14 protein-coding genes are annotated in these 14,096 nt (G+C 70.6%); 3 read left to right on the forward strand and 11 right to left on the reverse strand.

Annotated elements, in window-relative coordinates:
- Positions 1–60 precede the first annotated feature (60 nt).
- A complete protein-coding gene (locus BLQ91_RS02335; protein ID WP_090095927.1) occupies positions 61–1,770 on the reverse strand; it encodes a glycerol-3-phosphate dehydrogenase/oxidase in 1,710 nt (569 codons plus the stop codon).
- 286 nt (positions 1,771–2,056) lie between these two features.
- Between BLQ91_RS02335 and BLQ91_RS02340 the strand changes: the two genes are divergently transcribed.
- Together BLQ91_RS02340 and glpK are read left to right on the forward strand one after the other, a co-directional pair.
- Positions 2,057–2,800 carry an MIP/aquaporin family protein gene (locus BLQ91_RS02340; RefSeq protein WP_090094878.1) on the forward strand — a complete coding sequence of 248 codons (744 nt, stop codon included), beginning with the start codon at positions 2,057–2,059 and terminating at the stop codon, positions 2,798–2,800.
- 13 nt (positions 2,801–2,813) lie between these two features.
- Positions 2,814–4,322 carry a glycerol kinase GlpK gene (glpK, locus tag BLQ91_RS02345; RefSeq protein ID WP_090094879.1) on the forward strand — a complete coding sequence of 503 codons (1,509 nt, stop codon included), beginning with the start codon at positions 2,814–2,816 and terminating at the stop codon, positions 4,320–4,322.
- 55 nt (positions 4,323–4,377) lie between these two features.
- On the opposite strand, the gene BLQ91_RS02350 is transcribed toward glpK, so the two are convergent.
- Together BLQ91_RS02350 and BLQ91_RS02355 are read right to left on the reverse strand one after the other, a co-directional pair.
- Entirely contained in the window at positions 4,378–4,917 is a 540-nt protein-coding gene (locus tag BLQ91_RS02350) for a sortase domain-containing protein (RefSeq protein ID WP_176959536.1), read from the reverse strand.
- Positions 4,918–5,115: 198 nt separating this feature from the next.
- The gene (locus tag BLQ91_RS02355) at positions 5,116–6,519 is read right to left on the reverse strand and encodes an NAD(P)H-quinone dehydrogenase (protein WP_090094881.1); all 1,404 of its coding nucleotides are present in this window, start codon (positions 6,517–6,519) and stop codon (positions 5,116–5,118) included.
- A gap of 109 nt (positions 6,520–6,628) precedes the next feature.
- On the opposite strand from BLQ91_RS02355, the gene BLQ91_RS02360 reads away from it, so the two are divergent.
- Positions 6,629–7,078 carry a gamma-glutamylcyclotransferase family protein gene (locus tag BLQ91_RS02360; RefSeq protein ID WP_090094882.1) on the forward strand — a complete coding sequence of 150 codons (450 nt, stop codon included), beginning with the start codon at positions 6,629–6,631 and terminating at the stop codon, positions 7,076–7,078.
- A gap of 370 nt (positions 7,079–7,448) precedes the next feature.
- Here the strand turns inward: BLQ91_RS02360 and BLQ91_RS02365 are convergent, their stop codons facing one another.
- The 8 genes from BLQ91_RS02365 to BLQ91_RS02400 all read right to left on the reverse strand — a co-directional run bounded on the left by BLQ91_RS02365 (position 7,449) and on the right by BLQ91_RS02400 (position 14,004).
- Positions 7,449–8,228 carry an ESX secretion-associated protein EspG gene (locus BLQ91_RS02365; protein WP_245733000.1) on the reverse strand — a complete coding sequence of 260 codons (780 nt, stop codon included), beginning with the start codon at positions 8,226–8,228 and terminating at the stop codon, positions 7,449–7,451.
- 26 nt (positions 8,229–8,254) lie between these two features.
- Positions 8,255–9,502: a PPE domain-containing protein gene (locus tag BLQ91_RS02370; protein WP_090095928.1), complete on the reverse strand. Its 1,248-nt coding sequence runs from the start codon at positions 9,500–9,502 to the stop codon at positions 8,255–8,257.
- A gap of 2 nt (positions 9,503–9,504) precedes the next feature.
- Positions 9,505–9,870 carry a transcriptional regulator gene (locus tag BLQ91_RS02375; protein WP_090094884.1) on the reverse strand — a complete coding sequence of 122 codons (366 nt, stop codon included), beginning with the start codon at positions 9,868–9,870 and terminating at the stop codon, positions 9,505–9,507.
- A gap of 97 nt (positions 9,871–9,967) precedes the next feature.
- Positions 9,968–10,552 (reverse strand): DUF3558 domain-containing protein, encoded by a 585-nt coding sequence (locus tag BLQ91_RS02380; protein ID WP_245733008.1) that lies wholly within the window; start codon positions 10,550–10,552, stop codon positions 9,968–9,970.
- A gap of 6 nt (positions 10,553–10,558) precedes the next feature.
- Complete coding sequence (locus tag BLQ91_RS02385) at positions 10,559–11,125, reverse strand: GNAT family N-acetyltransferase (protein ID WP_176959537.1); 567 nt, start codon at positions 11,123–11,125, stop codon at positions 10,559–10,561.
- Between the two features lie 11 nt (positions 11,126–11,136).
- Positions 11,137–11,835 carry an HAD-IA family hydrolase gene (locus tag BLQ91_RS40035; protein WP_143022492.1) on the reverse strand — a complete coding sequence of 233 codons (699 nt, stop codon included), beginning with the start codon at positions 11,833–11,835 and terminating at the stop codon, positions 11,137–11,139.
- Positions 11,814–12,200: a DUF1707 SHOCT-like domain-containing protein gene (locus tag BLQ91_RS02395; RefSeq protein WP_090094886.1), complete on the reverse strand. Its 387-nt coding sequence runs from the start codon at positions 12,198–12,200 to the stop codon at positions 11,814–11,816. Before BLQ91_RS02395 ends, BLQ91_RS40035 begins: the two co-directional genes overlap by 22 nt.
- A 31-nt stretch (positions 12,201–12,231) precedes the next feature.
- On the reverse strand, positions 12,232–14,004 hold the full coding sequence (locus BLQ91_RS02400; RefSeq protein WP_090094887.1) for an acetyl/propionyl/methylcrotonyl-CoA carboxylase subunit alpha: 1,773 nt from the start codon (positions 14,002–14,004) through the stop codon (positions 12,232–12,234).
- Positions 14,005–14,096 lie beyond the last annotated feature (92 nt).

Consider the following 14,096-nt stretch of genomic DNA (forward strand, 5'->3'; position numbering starts at 1 on the left):
CGATCCGCGAACGACTCCGGCGGGGCACCTGTGGTGCCCCGCCGGAGTCGTCTCAGAGGCTCAGCTGACCGGTTCTTCCAGCTGCGGACGGGCCTCGGGCGCAGCGGCCCGGACGGCGTCGGCCGCCTGGTCGTCCGCCTTCGTCTGGGACGCGCGCTCGGACTCGACGCGGGCGTTGTAGACCTCGACCTCGCGCTTGATCGCGTCCTCGTCCCAGCCGAGGACGGGGGCGATCAGCCGTGCCACCGCCTCGGACGAGTCGACGCCGCGGTGCGCGTACTCGATAGAGATGCGGGTGCGGCGCGTCAGCACGTCCTCGAGGTGCATGGCGCCCTCGTGCGAGGCCGCGTACACCGCCTCGACCTGGAGGTAGTCGGGGGAGGCCGGGATCGGCTTCAGCAGTTCCGGGTTGTCGGCGGCCAGCGACAGCACCTCGTGCACCAGCGAGCCGTAGCGGTCCAGCAGGTGCCGCACGCGGTACGGGTGCAGGCCGTGCTTGGCCGCGAGCTGGTCGGCCTGGTTCACCAGGGCGTGGTAGCCGTCGGCGCCGACCAGCGGCACCTTGTCCGTGATCGACGGCTGGATGCGGCCCGGCAGGTCGACGTGCGCCGCGTCGACGGCGTCCGCGCCCATCACCCGGTACGTCGTGTACTTGCCGCCCGCGATCGCCACCAGGCCGGGCGCGACCCGTGCCACGGCGTGTTCGCGCGAGAGCTTCGACGTCGAGTCCGACTCGCCCGCCAGCAACGGCCGCAGGCCCGCGTAGACGCCCTCGATGTCGTCGTGCGTCAGCGGGGTCGCGAGCACCGAGTTGACGCGTTCGAGGATGTAGTCGATGTCGTGCTTGGTGGCCGCCGGGTGCGCCAGGTCGAGGTTCCAGTCGGTGTCGGTGGTGCCGACGATCCAGTGGTTGCGCCACGGGATCACGAACAGCACGGACTTCTCGGTGCGCAGGATCATCCCGGCCTCGGCGACGATCCGGTCGCGCGGGACGACGATGTGCACGCCCTTCGACGCCCGCACGCGGAACCGGCCGCGCGAGCCGGAGAGCCGCTGCAGCTCGTCGGTCCAGACGCCGGTCGCGTTGATCACCGCGTGCGCCCGCACGTCGACCTCGCGGCCGTCCTCGACGTCGCGCACCCGCACGCCGGACACGCGGTCCGCCTCGCGCAGGAAACCGACCACCTGGGTCGACGTCCGCACCACGGCGCCGTAGTGGGCGGCTGTGCGGCCGACCATCATCGTGTGGCGGGCGTCGTCGGCCTGGGCGTCGTAGTAGCGGATGCCGCCGATCAACGCGTCGCGCTTGAGCGCGGGCACCAGCCGCAGGGCGCCGGCACGGGTGAGGTGCTTCTGCCCCGGCACGGACCGGGCGCCGCCCATCGTGTCGTAGAGGAACAGGCCGGCCGCCGTGTACGGGCGCTCCCAGCCGCGGTTCGCCAGCGGGTAGAGGAACGCGACGGGCTTCACCAGGTGCGGGGCGATGCGCGTCAGCATCAGTTCGCGCTCGCGCAGGGCCTCGCGGACCAGCCCGAACTCCAGCTGTTCCAGGTAGCGCAGGCCGCCGTGGAAGAGCTTGGAGGACCGGCTCGACGTCCCGGACGCCAGGTCGCGGGCCTCGACGAGGGCGACCCGCAGGCCGCGCGTGGCGGCGTCGAGTGCCGCGCCGACGCCGACGACACCACCACCGACCACCACGAGGTCGAACGTCTCCGAGCCGAGCCGCCGCCACGACTCCTCGCGCTCGGCCGGGCCCAGTCTGCCGGTGATCGGGGGTTCGGCATGGGTGTGCGGTGCTGCAGCTGCGTTCTTTGGCGTGGTCACGACGGGCGCCTCCCTGTGACGGCTCGCAGATCACGTTACCTGCAGCGACGCCGCTCCGCCGGTGGGCGCGCGGCCCAGTACCCAACGGCCTGAAAATGGCCCTTTCCCCGGCACCCGGCATGGACAACTGATCAGCTCGGTAATAGCGTCCGAGCACGTTGCAGGCGGGCGGCGCGGCCCTGACCTCGGGTTTGCGCGTCCTGTCCTGGCCGCAAACGAGTGGAGGCCGACGATGAGCGCAGGCTCGATCTTCGTCTGGGAGACGCTGGGGACCGCGGTCCTCATCCTCCTCGGCACCGGTGTCGTCGCGAACCAGGTGCTCAAGAACACCCTCGGCAACAGCACGGGATTCCTGTTCGTCAACATCGGCTGGGCCTTCGCGGTCTTCGCCGGCGCGAGCATCGCCAACCCCAGCGGGGCGCACCTCAACCCCGCAGTCACCCTCGGACTCGCGATCGCGGACAAGACTCCGTGGGGCGACGTTCCCGTCTACGTCCTCGGGCAGATGGTCGGTGCCGTTCTCGGCGCCATGCTCTGCTGGGCCACCTACAAGCTGCAGTTCGACACGCACGACGAGCCGCAGAACACGCTCGGCATCTTCTCCACCGGCCCGACCGTGCCGAGCGCGCCGTGGAACCTCGTCTCCGAGATCATCGGCACGTTCGTGCTCGTCCTCTGGATCCTGTTGTCCCCCGGCGCGAAGGAGTCGGTCGACGGGGTCCCGCAGTTCGGCAACTCGGCGCTCGGCTACGCGGGTGTCGCGTTCGTCGTCCTGGTGATCGGCACGTCGCTCGGTGGCCCCACCGGCTACGCGATCAACCCGGCGCGCGACCTCGGTCCGCGCATCGCCTACGCGTTCATGATGCCGATCCGCAACAAGGGCAACGCCAACTGGAGCTACTCGTGGGTCCCCGTCGTCGGCCCCCTCGTGGGTGGCGCGCTCGCCGCGCTGCTCTTCCTGGTTCTCCCGGTCTGAAAGGACTTCTCGCATGACGCAGTACGTGGCCGCGATCGACCAGGGCACCACGTCGACCCGGTGCATGATCTTCGACCACTCGGGTCGGGTGGTGTCGGTCGACCAGAAGGAGCACGAGCAGATCTTCCCGAAGGCGGGCTGGGTCGAGCACGACCCGAAGGAGGTCTGGCAGAACACCCGCCAGGTCGCCGCGGGCGCGCTCGCCAAGGCCGACCTGTCCACTTCGGACATCGTCGCCGTCGGCATCACCAACCAGCGCGAGACCGCGGTGGTCTGGGACCGCAACACCGGCGAGCCCGTCTACAACGCCATCGTCTGGCAGGACACCAGGACCGACAAGATCGTCACCGAGCTCGGCAACCTCGGCGGCGGGCAGGAGCGCTACCTGCAGAAGGTCGGGTTGCCGCTCGCGACGTACTTCTCCGGCCCCAAGGTCCGCTGGATCCTCGACAACGTCGAGGGCGCGCGGGAGAGGGCGGAGGCCGGTGACCTGGTGTTCGGCAACATGGACACCTGGGTGCTGTGGAACATGACCGGCGGGGTGGACGGCGGCGTGCACGTCACCGACCCGACGAACGCGTCGCGCACCATGCTGATGGACCTCGACACGCTGCAGTGGGACTCCTCGATCGCCGCCGACATGGGCATCCCGATGTCGATGCTGCCGGAGATCCGGTCCTCGTCGGAGGTCTACGGCCAGGTGCGCGAACGCGGCGCGCTGGCCGGGGTGCCGATCGCGGGCATCCTCGGCGACCAGCAGGCGGCCACGTTCGGCCAGGCCTGCCTGTCGCCCGGCGAGGCCAAGAACACCTACGGCACCGGCAACTTCATGCTGCTCAACACCGGCACCGAGAAGGTGATGAGCCGGAACGGGCTGCTCACCACCATCTGCTACAAGATCGGTGAGGCCGCCCCGGTCTACGCCCTGGAGGGCTCGATCGCGGTCACCGGCTCGCTGGTGCAGTGGCTGCGCGACAACCTCGGCATGATCAGCAACGCGGCCGAGATCGAGGAGCACGCGAAGACGGTGGAGGACAACGGCGGCGCGTACTTCGTGCCCGCGTTCTCCGGGCTCTTCGCGCCGTACTGGCGTTCCGACGCCCGTGGCGCGATCGTCGGCCTGACCCGGTTCGTCAACAAGGGCCACCTCGCGCGGGCCGTGCTGGAGGCGACCGCCTTCCAGACCCGCGAGGTGCTCGACGCGATGAACGCCGACTCGGGCGTCGACCTGACCGCGCTGAAGGTCGACGGCGGCATGGTCGTCAACGAGCTGCTGATGCAGTTCCAGGCTGACATCCTCGGCGTGCCGGTGATCAGGCCGGTGGTCAACGAGACCACCGCGCTGGGTGCCGCCTACGCCGCCGGTCTCGCGGTCGGGTTCTGGGAGACCGAGGACGACATCCGCGAGAACTGGGCGCAGGACAAGCAGTGGGAACCGCGGATGGACTCCGCGCGCCGCGACTCCGAGTACAAGAACTGGAAGAAGGCGGTGACGAAGACCTTCGACTGGGTCGAGGGCTGAGTTCTCGCCGAGTGCGCCTCGGGGCCCGTTCAGGCGGCTTCGGGGCGCGCTCGCGTCACTGGGCCGGGGTGGCGTGCACGATCACGTTGTCACGGGTGCCGCACGTGATCAGCCGCAGCCCCTGCTCGTCCTGGTCCCTGGCGACGGCCTCCGCGAAGAAGTCGTCGCGGATGATCCTCTCCGTGCGCGCCACGGTGAAGCGGGCGACCGAACCGTCCTTCTTGGACACCTCGACCAGGTCGCCCTGGAGCAGGTCGTTGAGCCGGTAGAAGACCCCTATGGCCTTGTTGCTCTCGATCCGGCCGACGATGATCCACTGCTGGGGTCGCGTCTGGTGCCAGCCGGCCTGCATGCCCTCGTTGACCGGCGGCATCTGGACGAGGCCCTGCGGGTCGAGCCCCAGCGCGATCAACGAGGACCGCACGCCGATCCGTTCGATCCGCAGCTCCATCGGGTCGGAGTTGCCGAGCGGCGACATCACCGGCGCCGGAGCGCTGTCGCTCGGCGGCGCCGACGACGGCTTCGGTGCCGGCGCCTGCGAGCAGGCCGTGGCGAGCGCCACGCTCAGCACCGCGATCAAGACACGAGTCCCCACGAACTCATTGACGCACATCCGGTGTGCTCGTTGCCCGTCAGGACGGCCAAGATCCGAAATGTGATCGTCACGACCCCGCCGGTGCGCCGTTCGACGGCAGTTTCCGTCCACTTCGGACTTCGTTCGGGACGCGGCAGTGCCCCGGACACAGCGGTGTCCGGGGCACTCCTCGTCGTACCGGTGCGGTGCCGGCGTCGCTCAGTCGAGGTCGTCGTGCCGCATGAGCTGACGGCCCGACTCCGTGATCGAGCCCGACAGCGACGGGTAGACCGAGAAGGTCGTCGCGAGGTGCTCGACGGTCAGCTGGTTCTGCACGGCGAGCGCGATCGGCAGGATCAGCTCGCTCGCGTTCGGGGCCACGACGACACCGCCGATGACCACCCCCGTCGCCGGGCGGCAGAACAGCTTCACGAAACCGCGGCGCAGGCCCTCCATCTTCGCGCGGGGGTTCGTCGCGAGCGGCAGCATGATCGTGCGCGCGGGCACCTCGCCCGAGTCGATCGCCTGCTGGCTGATGCCGACGCTCGCGATCTCGGGGTTGGTGAAGACGTTCGCGGCGACGGTCTTGAGCTTGATCGGGCTGACGCCCTCGCCCAGCGCGTGCCACATCGCGATGCGGCCCTGCATGGCGGCCACCGACGCGAGCAGCAGCACACCGGTGCAGTCGCCCGCGGCGTAGACGCCGCTGACGTTCGTCCGGCTGACCCGGTCGACCGGGATGTACCCGCCGCGCCCGAGCTCGATGCCGATCTTGTCGAGGCCGATGTCGTTCGTGTTGGGCACCGAGCCGACCGTCATCAGGGCGTGCGATGCCTCGATCGTGCGACCGTCTTCCAGGTGGATCAGAACGCCGTCGCCGGTGTTCTCGACCCGGTCGGCGCGGGCGTGCTTGACGACGGCGGTGCCGCGCTCGGCGAACACGTCCTCGAGCACCACGGCCGCGTCGGCGTCCTCGTGGGGCAGCACCCGGTCGCGGCTGGAGACCATCGTCACCTTCACGCCCATCTCGGTGTAGGCGCTGGCGAACTCGACACCCGTGACGCCCGACCCGATCACCGCGAGGTGTTCGGGCAGCTCGGGGAGGTCGTAGATCTGCCGCCAGGTGAGGATCCGCTTGCCGTCGGGCTCCGCGCCCTGCAACACGCGCGGCGTCGCGCCCGTTGCGATGAGCACCACATCGGCGTTGAGGATCTCCTCCGACCCGTCCGCGCCCGTCGCGACGACCCGGTGCTGAGCGAGCCCGCGCGAGTCGTCGACGAACTTCGCGCGCCCGTTGATCAGCCGCACACCTTCGCGCTGAAGACGCGCCCGGACGTCTGCGGACTGCGCCAGGGCCAAGCCCTTCACCCGTCCGTGTACGACCGGCAGATCCACCGCGGCCTGCTCGTTGTGGGTCTGAATCCCCAGCTCACCGGCATTGCGGAAGGCGCTGCGGGCCCCCGCGGAAGCGATGAAGGTCTTGGACGGCACGCAGTCGTACAACACGCACGCGCCCCCCGCCCCGTCGTTCTCGACCACGGTCACGTCGGCGCCGTGCTGGGCCGCGACCAGGGCTGCCTCGTAACCTGCGGGTCCGCCGCCCATGATGACGATGCGGGTCACGATCAGTTCCCTTCTGCGTGCTTGCTGGCCGGCACAACCGTACGCGTTGACCGAAACCAGCGTGTCGTCAGTACCGAAAGGTGATCGATGGGTCGCTACGCTGTCGGACGTGCCGCTCTATGCCGCGTACGGGTCGAACATGGATCCGAACCAGATGATGGAGCGAGCCCCGTACTCCCCGCTCGCGGGGACCGGTTGGCTCGTCGGTTGGCGCCTGACGTTCGGCGGCGAGGACCTCGGCTGGGAGGGTGCCCTCGCGACGATCGTCGAAGAGCCCGACCACCAAACGTTCTGCGTGCTCTACGACGTGTCCCCGCGCGACGAGTCGCGGCTGGACCGGTGGGAGGGCGCGCTCGGCCTGTACAAGAAGATCCGCTTGCGGGTGCAGACCCTCGAAGGGTCCGTGGTGGCCTGGCTCTACGTGCTGGACGCGTACGAGGGCGGGCTGCCGTCGGCTCGGTACATCGGGGTGGTCGCGGACGCGGCCGAGGCCGCCGGCGCGCCGGGCGACTACGTGAACGACCTGCGGAACCGGCCTTGTCAGGGGATCGGGCCCTGACGGGTGACGGGTGACGGTGGGCCGGTGCGGGTCGGCTTGCGGTGGCCGGTGCCTGTTCCAGCGGGGTGATCGCCTTCTGCGGTGACGTCGCCTTTGCGCGGTGGTCGCCTTGAGACCCGCATCGCGCGTGGTTGAGTCATCGCCGCTGGTCAGAGCCGCATGGTCCGGCGGCTCGGCTTCGCCGTCGCGGATGGCGGTCAGGTGGCTCGCCTTCGGCTTCGCCCTGGGGTTGGTGCTCGTCACGGCTCGTCCGCGGCTTCGCATTGCTTGGCGCCGGAACTGTCAGACCCTCTGAGTACATTCGGTCCGTGCCTGCTGGACAGTGCCCCTGACCTCGGTCCGGGCACCGCGCTGCCGGACCGCCCGAGCCTCAGACCCCGGTCGCCTCCACCAGCAGCTCCACCAGGTGGTGGTGCAGGCGGCGGTAGTCCACCGGCGTGATGGTCGACCACGGCTCCTGGCCTTCGGAGGCGCGGCGCATCTGCAGGTAGCGGCCCTTCGGCGTGTCGTAGAAGGCGACCACGCGGTCCGGGCGGACGCGTTTGCCCCACTTGTCGCGGGCCGCGGCGCCGAACTGACCCCGGTTCGAGGCGTCTCGGACCATTTCGGCCAGGGTGTGGGCGTCGTCTGCCCGGATTCGGCCCTGGAGGGCCTGTTCCAGGTCTTCCGGGGTGGTGGCGGAGGTGGCGGCCGCGTCCAGCTCCGCCGAGGGCAGGGTGATGGAGTGGCCTTCGCCCGCCGGGGCGGCGGGGAGGGCGGTCAGGGCTTCTCGTGGCAGGCCGTCGGCTTCCGCCGGGCGCAGGACCAGCTGGCCGCCGTCGAGGACGGCCAGCACGCCTGCCTGGCCCTTGCCCGCCGCCAGGACCCGGAGGCTGCGTTCCTGGAGCCACATGCGGCCGTCGATCTCCTGCTGCGGGCGGTTCAGGACGTGCAACAGGTCTTCGAGGGTCGGGTCCAGGGAGCGCGGGCCGCCCAGGCCTCGTGCTCCCAGCTGGAGCCAGACCTGGTCCTCGATGGCGCGGCGTTCCTCGGTGGTCCTGCCCGGTGAGGGGACCTTGAGGACCAGCGGCATCGTTTCCAGGCCCAGGTGCTCCCAGAGGACGTCGAACTCCAGTGCCGAGATGATCACCGGGTCGCGCGTGTCGCTCATTCCGACGTCCAAGCCGAACAGAGTCATCAGTCCGTCGTGCTCTCCCCGATCACGGGCAGCGCGTAGCTGCCCACGCCGTAGATGTCATCGCGCTCGCGGAGGTAGTCGGCGGCCTTGTGCTCCAAGTCCTCCTCTTCCTCGCCCTTGCGCGGGCCCCCCATGCCGCCGAACGGGTCGAACGCCTGCGGCATCGGCACAGCGCGGCGGTGGACCTGGTCGTTGTTGTTCGACGCGCCGACCGTGCCCATCGGGCCCATGGCCGAGCCCGAGGCGTTCGCGACGCCGGCCACGTGGCCCTGCTGCATGACCGTGCCGACGGCGGCGCTGGAGGTCGCGGTCGCGCCCTCCTCCATCTGCTTCGCCTCGGAACCGGACTTGGACGAGTCGGAACGGCCGGAGGTGCGCTGGCCCGGCAGGCCGACGCCCGCGGTGCCGGTGCCGGTGCCGATTCCGGTGCCGGTTCCGGTCCCGACGAGGCCCGTGCTCGTCGTCGACGACGACGACGAGACCGACGTGGAACCCTTCGCGGCCGCAGCCGGGGTCACCGCGGTGCCCGAGGTGCGGGTCGTGGAGCCCGGCGTGGTGGTCGTGGTGGTGGTGCGCGGCGACGAGGTGGCCGAGCCGCGCGAGCCCGAGCCGGTGCGGCCGCGGGTGGCGCTGCCGCCCCTGCCGTGCGGGCCGAAGCCCCAGACGGCCGCCGTGCCGATCTGGGTGCCGCCGCCGTTCACGGTGCCGGTGCCGCTGATCTGCAGCTGCGGGGGCTGGGTGAACTGGCCGAGGGTCGAGGTGTTCGCGGTCGTGGACGACGCGTAGGTGGACATGACCTCACGGGCGCGGCGCTCGGCCGCGTCCTGGGCCGCCTCCTGCTTCTCGTGGTCGGTCTGGCCGCCGAAGAGGTGCGTGAGGCCGGTGACGAGGGCACCCGGCTGCTCCGCGGTCACGGCGACCGGGGCCGGCATGTCCGCGCGGGCCTTCGAGATGTAGCCCGCCTGCAGTTCGGCCGAGTAGCGCATGACGTCCGAGCCGGTGCGCGCGGTGTCGGCCCAGGCGGCGACCGGGTTGAGGCCCGACTGCGCCATCTCGGCGGCCTTGCCGCTCCACTTCGCGCCGGACAGCGCGATGCCCTTGTGCAGGTCCTCGTTGATCTCGGTCAGCGCGGCCGACACGCCCTCCCAGCGCTCCATGGAGGCGAACGACGCGGAGGGGCCGGGACCGGAGTGGATGCGTTCGTACAGCTCTTTGTGGCTGTAGCCCTGCCAGCGGTGATCAGCCATCGTCAGCACCCGCTCTTGTTCATCATGCCGGTGTTGTCGCCCTCGACCGTCTGGTACTGGCGCTCGATCTTGTTCAGGTTGTCCATCGCGGTCTTGAGCTGCCGCTGGTAGTTCAGCAGCGCCTGCAACGCCGAGTCGCCGTCGCTGATGGAGCGGTCGTTGAACTTATCCGCGGCCTCGGCGCTGACCGGGTCACCCGCCCACGGGCGCACGCGGAACTCGGTGATCGCCATCTCGATCTGCTTGTCCAGCTTGATCAGGGCGGCCGAGAACGTGTTCCGCAACGCTGGGATCGCCTCCGGTTCCACGTTCAGCTGGTGCTGGGCGGGTGGCGAGGAGTCTGCCCCGCTGCGTCCCCCTGGCGGCATCGTGAAACCTCCGGCGGTTGTACCTGCAAGCGCTTCGACACTCTATCCACCCAAGGTGACGCTGTGGAGTGCGATCAGTGACATCCGCCCGTGTGGGTCAGCGCTTCTGGAGCAAACTGGCCATCACGGCCTCGGCCACGCGCTGGGCCCCGAGGCAGAGATGATCTTGTTGTACCGCGGTCGAATTGCCGCCGTCGCGGAACATGACGTCGACGAACTGCCCATCAGCAACGTCTATTTCCACATTGCAGACGTCGTGCACGTCGGGTGTGCGGACGGTGATCGCCGTGAAGCCCTCGATCGTGCCGAGCGTGTAATCCACCTGAGCGTTCTCCGACAGCCACACGTCGGCGCCCGAGACGACGACGAGTGCGATCCTCGCCACATTTCCACTCGTGGTGCTCCTGATGGTGCACGCCCGCGCGCTGCCGAAGCTCGGTTCGACGTACGCGCCGGGCGGGTTGTCGAGGCTCAGCGACGTGCGTTGGTCAGCGGTGAGCAGAGCGCAGGGGTCCACCTCGTCGAGCGGCACCGCGCGCGGCCGCGGCGGGAGGTCGAGCGGCGTGGCGGAGGTGGTGGCCGGCGGGGGAGGCGGCGGCGGGGTGGTCAGCGAGCTCTGCTGGGGCACCGCCGTGCAACCGGCCAGCGCCACCGCGACGATCAGGAGCGCCGGGGTCCGCATGGCCGGTCACCGTAGCTGCTCCGGGTAGGGGTCGGTGGCCAGTCGTGACCACAGCAACTGGTCTTCTCGCTGCTCATCGACGATCGTCTCCTCGCGAAGTCGACCCTCCAGGGTGAACCCGCACTTCTCCGCCACGCGCTGCGACGCCTTGTTCGAGGCGGCGTGCCGGTAGGCGATCCGGTGCAGCCCCGCTCCGCCGTAGACCCAGCCCAGGATCGAGTTGAGCGCGGTCGGCAGCACGCCCTTGCCGCGGTGGCGGGGCTGCGACCAGCACATCACCTCGCCGACGCCCGTCTTGAGGTCGATGTCGCGGACGACGATCCCGGCCAGCAGCTCCGCCGTCGTCGCGTCGCACACCGCCCACGACCACCGGTGGTCGTGCTTCCAGCTGGTCGTCAGGAACTGCACGTAGATCTCCGCCGCCCCCGGACCGGTGATCTCCAGGTTCCCGAGGTAGCGGTTGGTCTCCTCGTCGGCGAACGCCTCGACGATCGCGGGGACGTCGTCGACGCGGTCGTCGTGGCGGAAGGCGCGCAGGTAGTACTCACCCGCGTTGATCTCAACTGGCTCCACAGGCGCCGAGGCTAGTGGTCGCCGGTGAAGCCGTCGTGCCGTTCCGCCAACTCGTCGAGCTCCGCGCGGTGCGCCGACGCGGGCAGGCCGTCCGGCGCGGTCGTCAGCTCGACGACCCAGTCCACGTCCTCGGCGTCGTCCTCGCCCGCCAGCATGTCGCGGTGCACCGCGCACGGGCCCCAGCCGGCCTCCAGCAGCTCGGCCGCGAGCTCCTCGGCCTCGTCGCGGTCCGGCAGGACCAGCAGCACGGTCGCGGGGACGAGCCCGCGCACCGCCAGCGCCTTCCGCAACGCCGCCGTGTCCGGCACGTGCACGCCGTCGAGCCCCGCCGCCGTCGCGGCGACCGCGTTCTCCTCGGTGTCGTCGCAGAAGACACCGGTCGAGCACCCGAGCTCGTCCAGCACCCGCCGGTAGAGCGCGGGGTCGGGCTTCGCGAGACCGAGCCGCGCCGAGTGGAAGACCGCGTCGAACTCGGTGTCGAGGCCCAGCAGGGCCAGGTCGTCTTCCAGCCGCGTGGTGGCGTCGGACAGCAACGCGACGAAGCACCGCCGCCGGGCCAGCCGCACCAGCGCCAGCGCCTCGGGGATCACCTCGCCGGTGCCGGCCCAGCCCTCGACCTCGGCGATGTGCGGTGGCGTCGGCAACCAGGAGCGCAGGACGCCGTCGAGGTCCAGCAGCAGCAACGGTTTCAGCGCCGGCGTCCGTTCCACGCGCCCCACAGGATGGCGAAGGCGGGGATGAGCAGGAAGATCAGCGGGTTCCTCACGAGCACGAAGAACGCGATCGCGACGGCCACGCCCACGACGGGCACGACCGCGCCTTCCCAGCGGCGCGCGGGCGCCTTGGCCGGCTCGGCGAACATCGGCACCGGCGCGACGAACTGCGGCCGCGGGTCGGGGAGGTCGTGGAACAGCGCCATCAGCTCGCCGCGGGTCTTCGCGGTGGTGATCCTCGCGGACCGTTCGCCGTACTCCTCGACGTCGATGCGACCGGCGCTCATGTGCTCGCCGAGCACCTGCAACGCCTGCTGGCGCTCGGTGTCACCTACGCGGATGTCCCTGGACGGGTCGCTCACACACCCAATCGTAGGTGAGCGACCCGGCCGGTCAGTCCTTCAGCTCGCAGATCACGGTGCCCTGGGTGATCGGGTCGCCGGGCGTGGCCGCGAGCCCCGTCACGGTGCCGGCCTTGTGCGCCGTCACCGGGTTCTCCATCTTCATGGCCTCCAGCACCACGATCAGGTCGCCCGCCTCGACGGTCTGCCCGTCCTCGACCGCCACCTTCACGATCGTGCCCTGCATCGGCGCGGCCACCGCGTCACCGGACACGGCGGCGCCGCCACCACCGGCGCGCTTGGTCTTCGGCTTCTTCGCGGCACCACCGGCCGCGGCGGGCCGCGCACCCACGGCGAGGTCGCCCGGCAGCGACACCTCCAGGCGGCGCCCGCCGACCTCGACGACCACGGTCTGGCGCGGCGTCTCGTCGGTGGCGTCGGCACCGCCGCCGGTGAACGGCTCGATGCGGTTGTCGAACTCGGTCTCGATCCAGCGCGTGTGGACGGTGAAGCCCTCGGGCTTCTCGGCGGTGAACGCCGCGTCCCGCACGATCACGCGGTGGAACGGCAGCACCGTCGCCATGCCCTCGACGACCATCTCGTCGAGCGCCCGCCGCGACCTCGCCAGGGCCTCCTCGCGGGTCTCGCCCGTGACGATCAGCTTGGCCAGCAACGAGTCGAACTGCCCGCCGATCACCGAGCCGCTCTCGACACCGGCGTCCACGCGGACACCGGGACCGGACGGCGCGATGAACGTCGTCACCGTGCCCGGCGCGGGCAGGAAGCCGCGACCGGCGTCCTCGCCGTTGATCCGGAACTCGATGGAGTGCGCGCGCGGGGTCGGGTCCTCGGTGTGCCGCAGCTCCTCGCCCGCGGCGATGCGGAACTGCTCGCGCACGAGGTCGAGACCCGTCGTCTCCTCCGACACCGGGTGTTCGACCTGGAGACGGGTGTTGACCTCCAGGAACGAGATCGACCCGTCGAGGCCGACGAGGTACTCCACGGTGCCGGCGCCGTGGTAGCCCGCCTCCAGGCAGATCGCCTTGGCGGAGCTGTGGATCGTGGCGCGCTGCTCGTCGGTGAGGAACGGCGCGGGCGCCTCCTCGACCAGCTTCTGGTGGCGGCGCTGCAGCGAGCAGTCGCGGGTGCCGACGACGATCACGTTGCCGTGGGTGTCGGCGAGGACCTGCGCCTCGACGTGGCGCGGCTTGTCCAGGTAGCGCTCGACGAAGCACTCGCCGCGGCCGAACGCCGTGACGGCCTCGCGGACCGCGGAGTCGAACAGCTCCGGGATCTCCTCGAGGGTGCGGGCGACCTTCAGGCCGCGGCCGCCGCCGCCGAACGCCGCCTTGATCGCGACGGGCAGCCCGTGCTCCCGCGCGAAGGCGATGATCTCGTCCGGGCCGTTGACCGGGTCCTTGGTGCCGGGCACCAGCGGCGCGCCCGCGCGCATCGCGATGTGCCGCGCCGTCACCTTGTCGCCGAGGTCGCGGATCGCCTGCGGCGTCGGGCCGATCCACACCAGACCGGCGTCGATCACGGCCTGCGCGAAGTCGGCGTTCTCGGACAGGAAGCCGTAACCGGGGTGCACCGAGTCGGCACCGGACTGCGCGGCGGCGTTCAGCACCTTCTCGAACGAGAGGTAGCTCTCGCCGGGGGTGGTGCCGCCGAGCGCGAACGCCTCGTCGGCGAGCCGGACGAACGGCGCGTCGCGGTCGGGCTCGGCGTAGACGGCGACGCTCGTCAGACCGGCGTCACGGCAGGCGCGGATGACCCGGACGGCGATCTCACCGCGGTTGGCGATGAGGACCTTGCGCAGCGACACGGCGTCGTACCTCCTGCTGGACCGGTAATTACGGCTCGGGCTGGTGCCGCAGTCTACGGAAATCGGTGAACCCCGAGAGGGAGAGACGGCTC

It is taken from the genome of Lentzea jiangxiensis (assembly GCF_900104175.1).
Lineage (GTDB): Bacteria > Actinomycetota > Actinomycetes > Mycobacteriales > Pseudonocardiaceae > Lentzea > Lentzea jiangxiensis.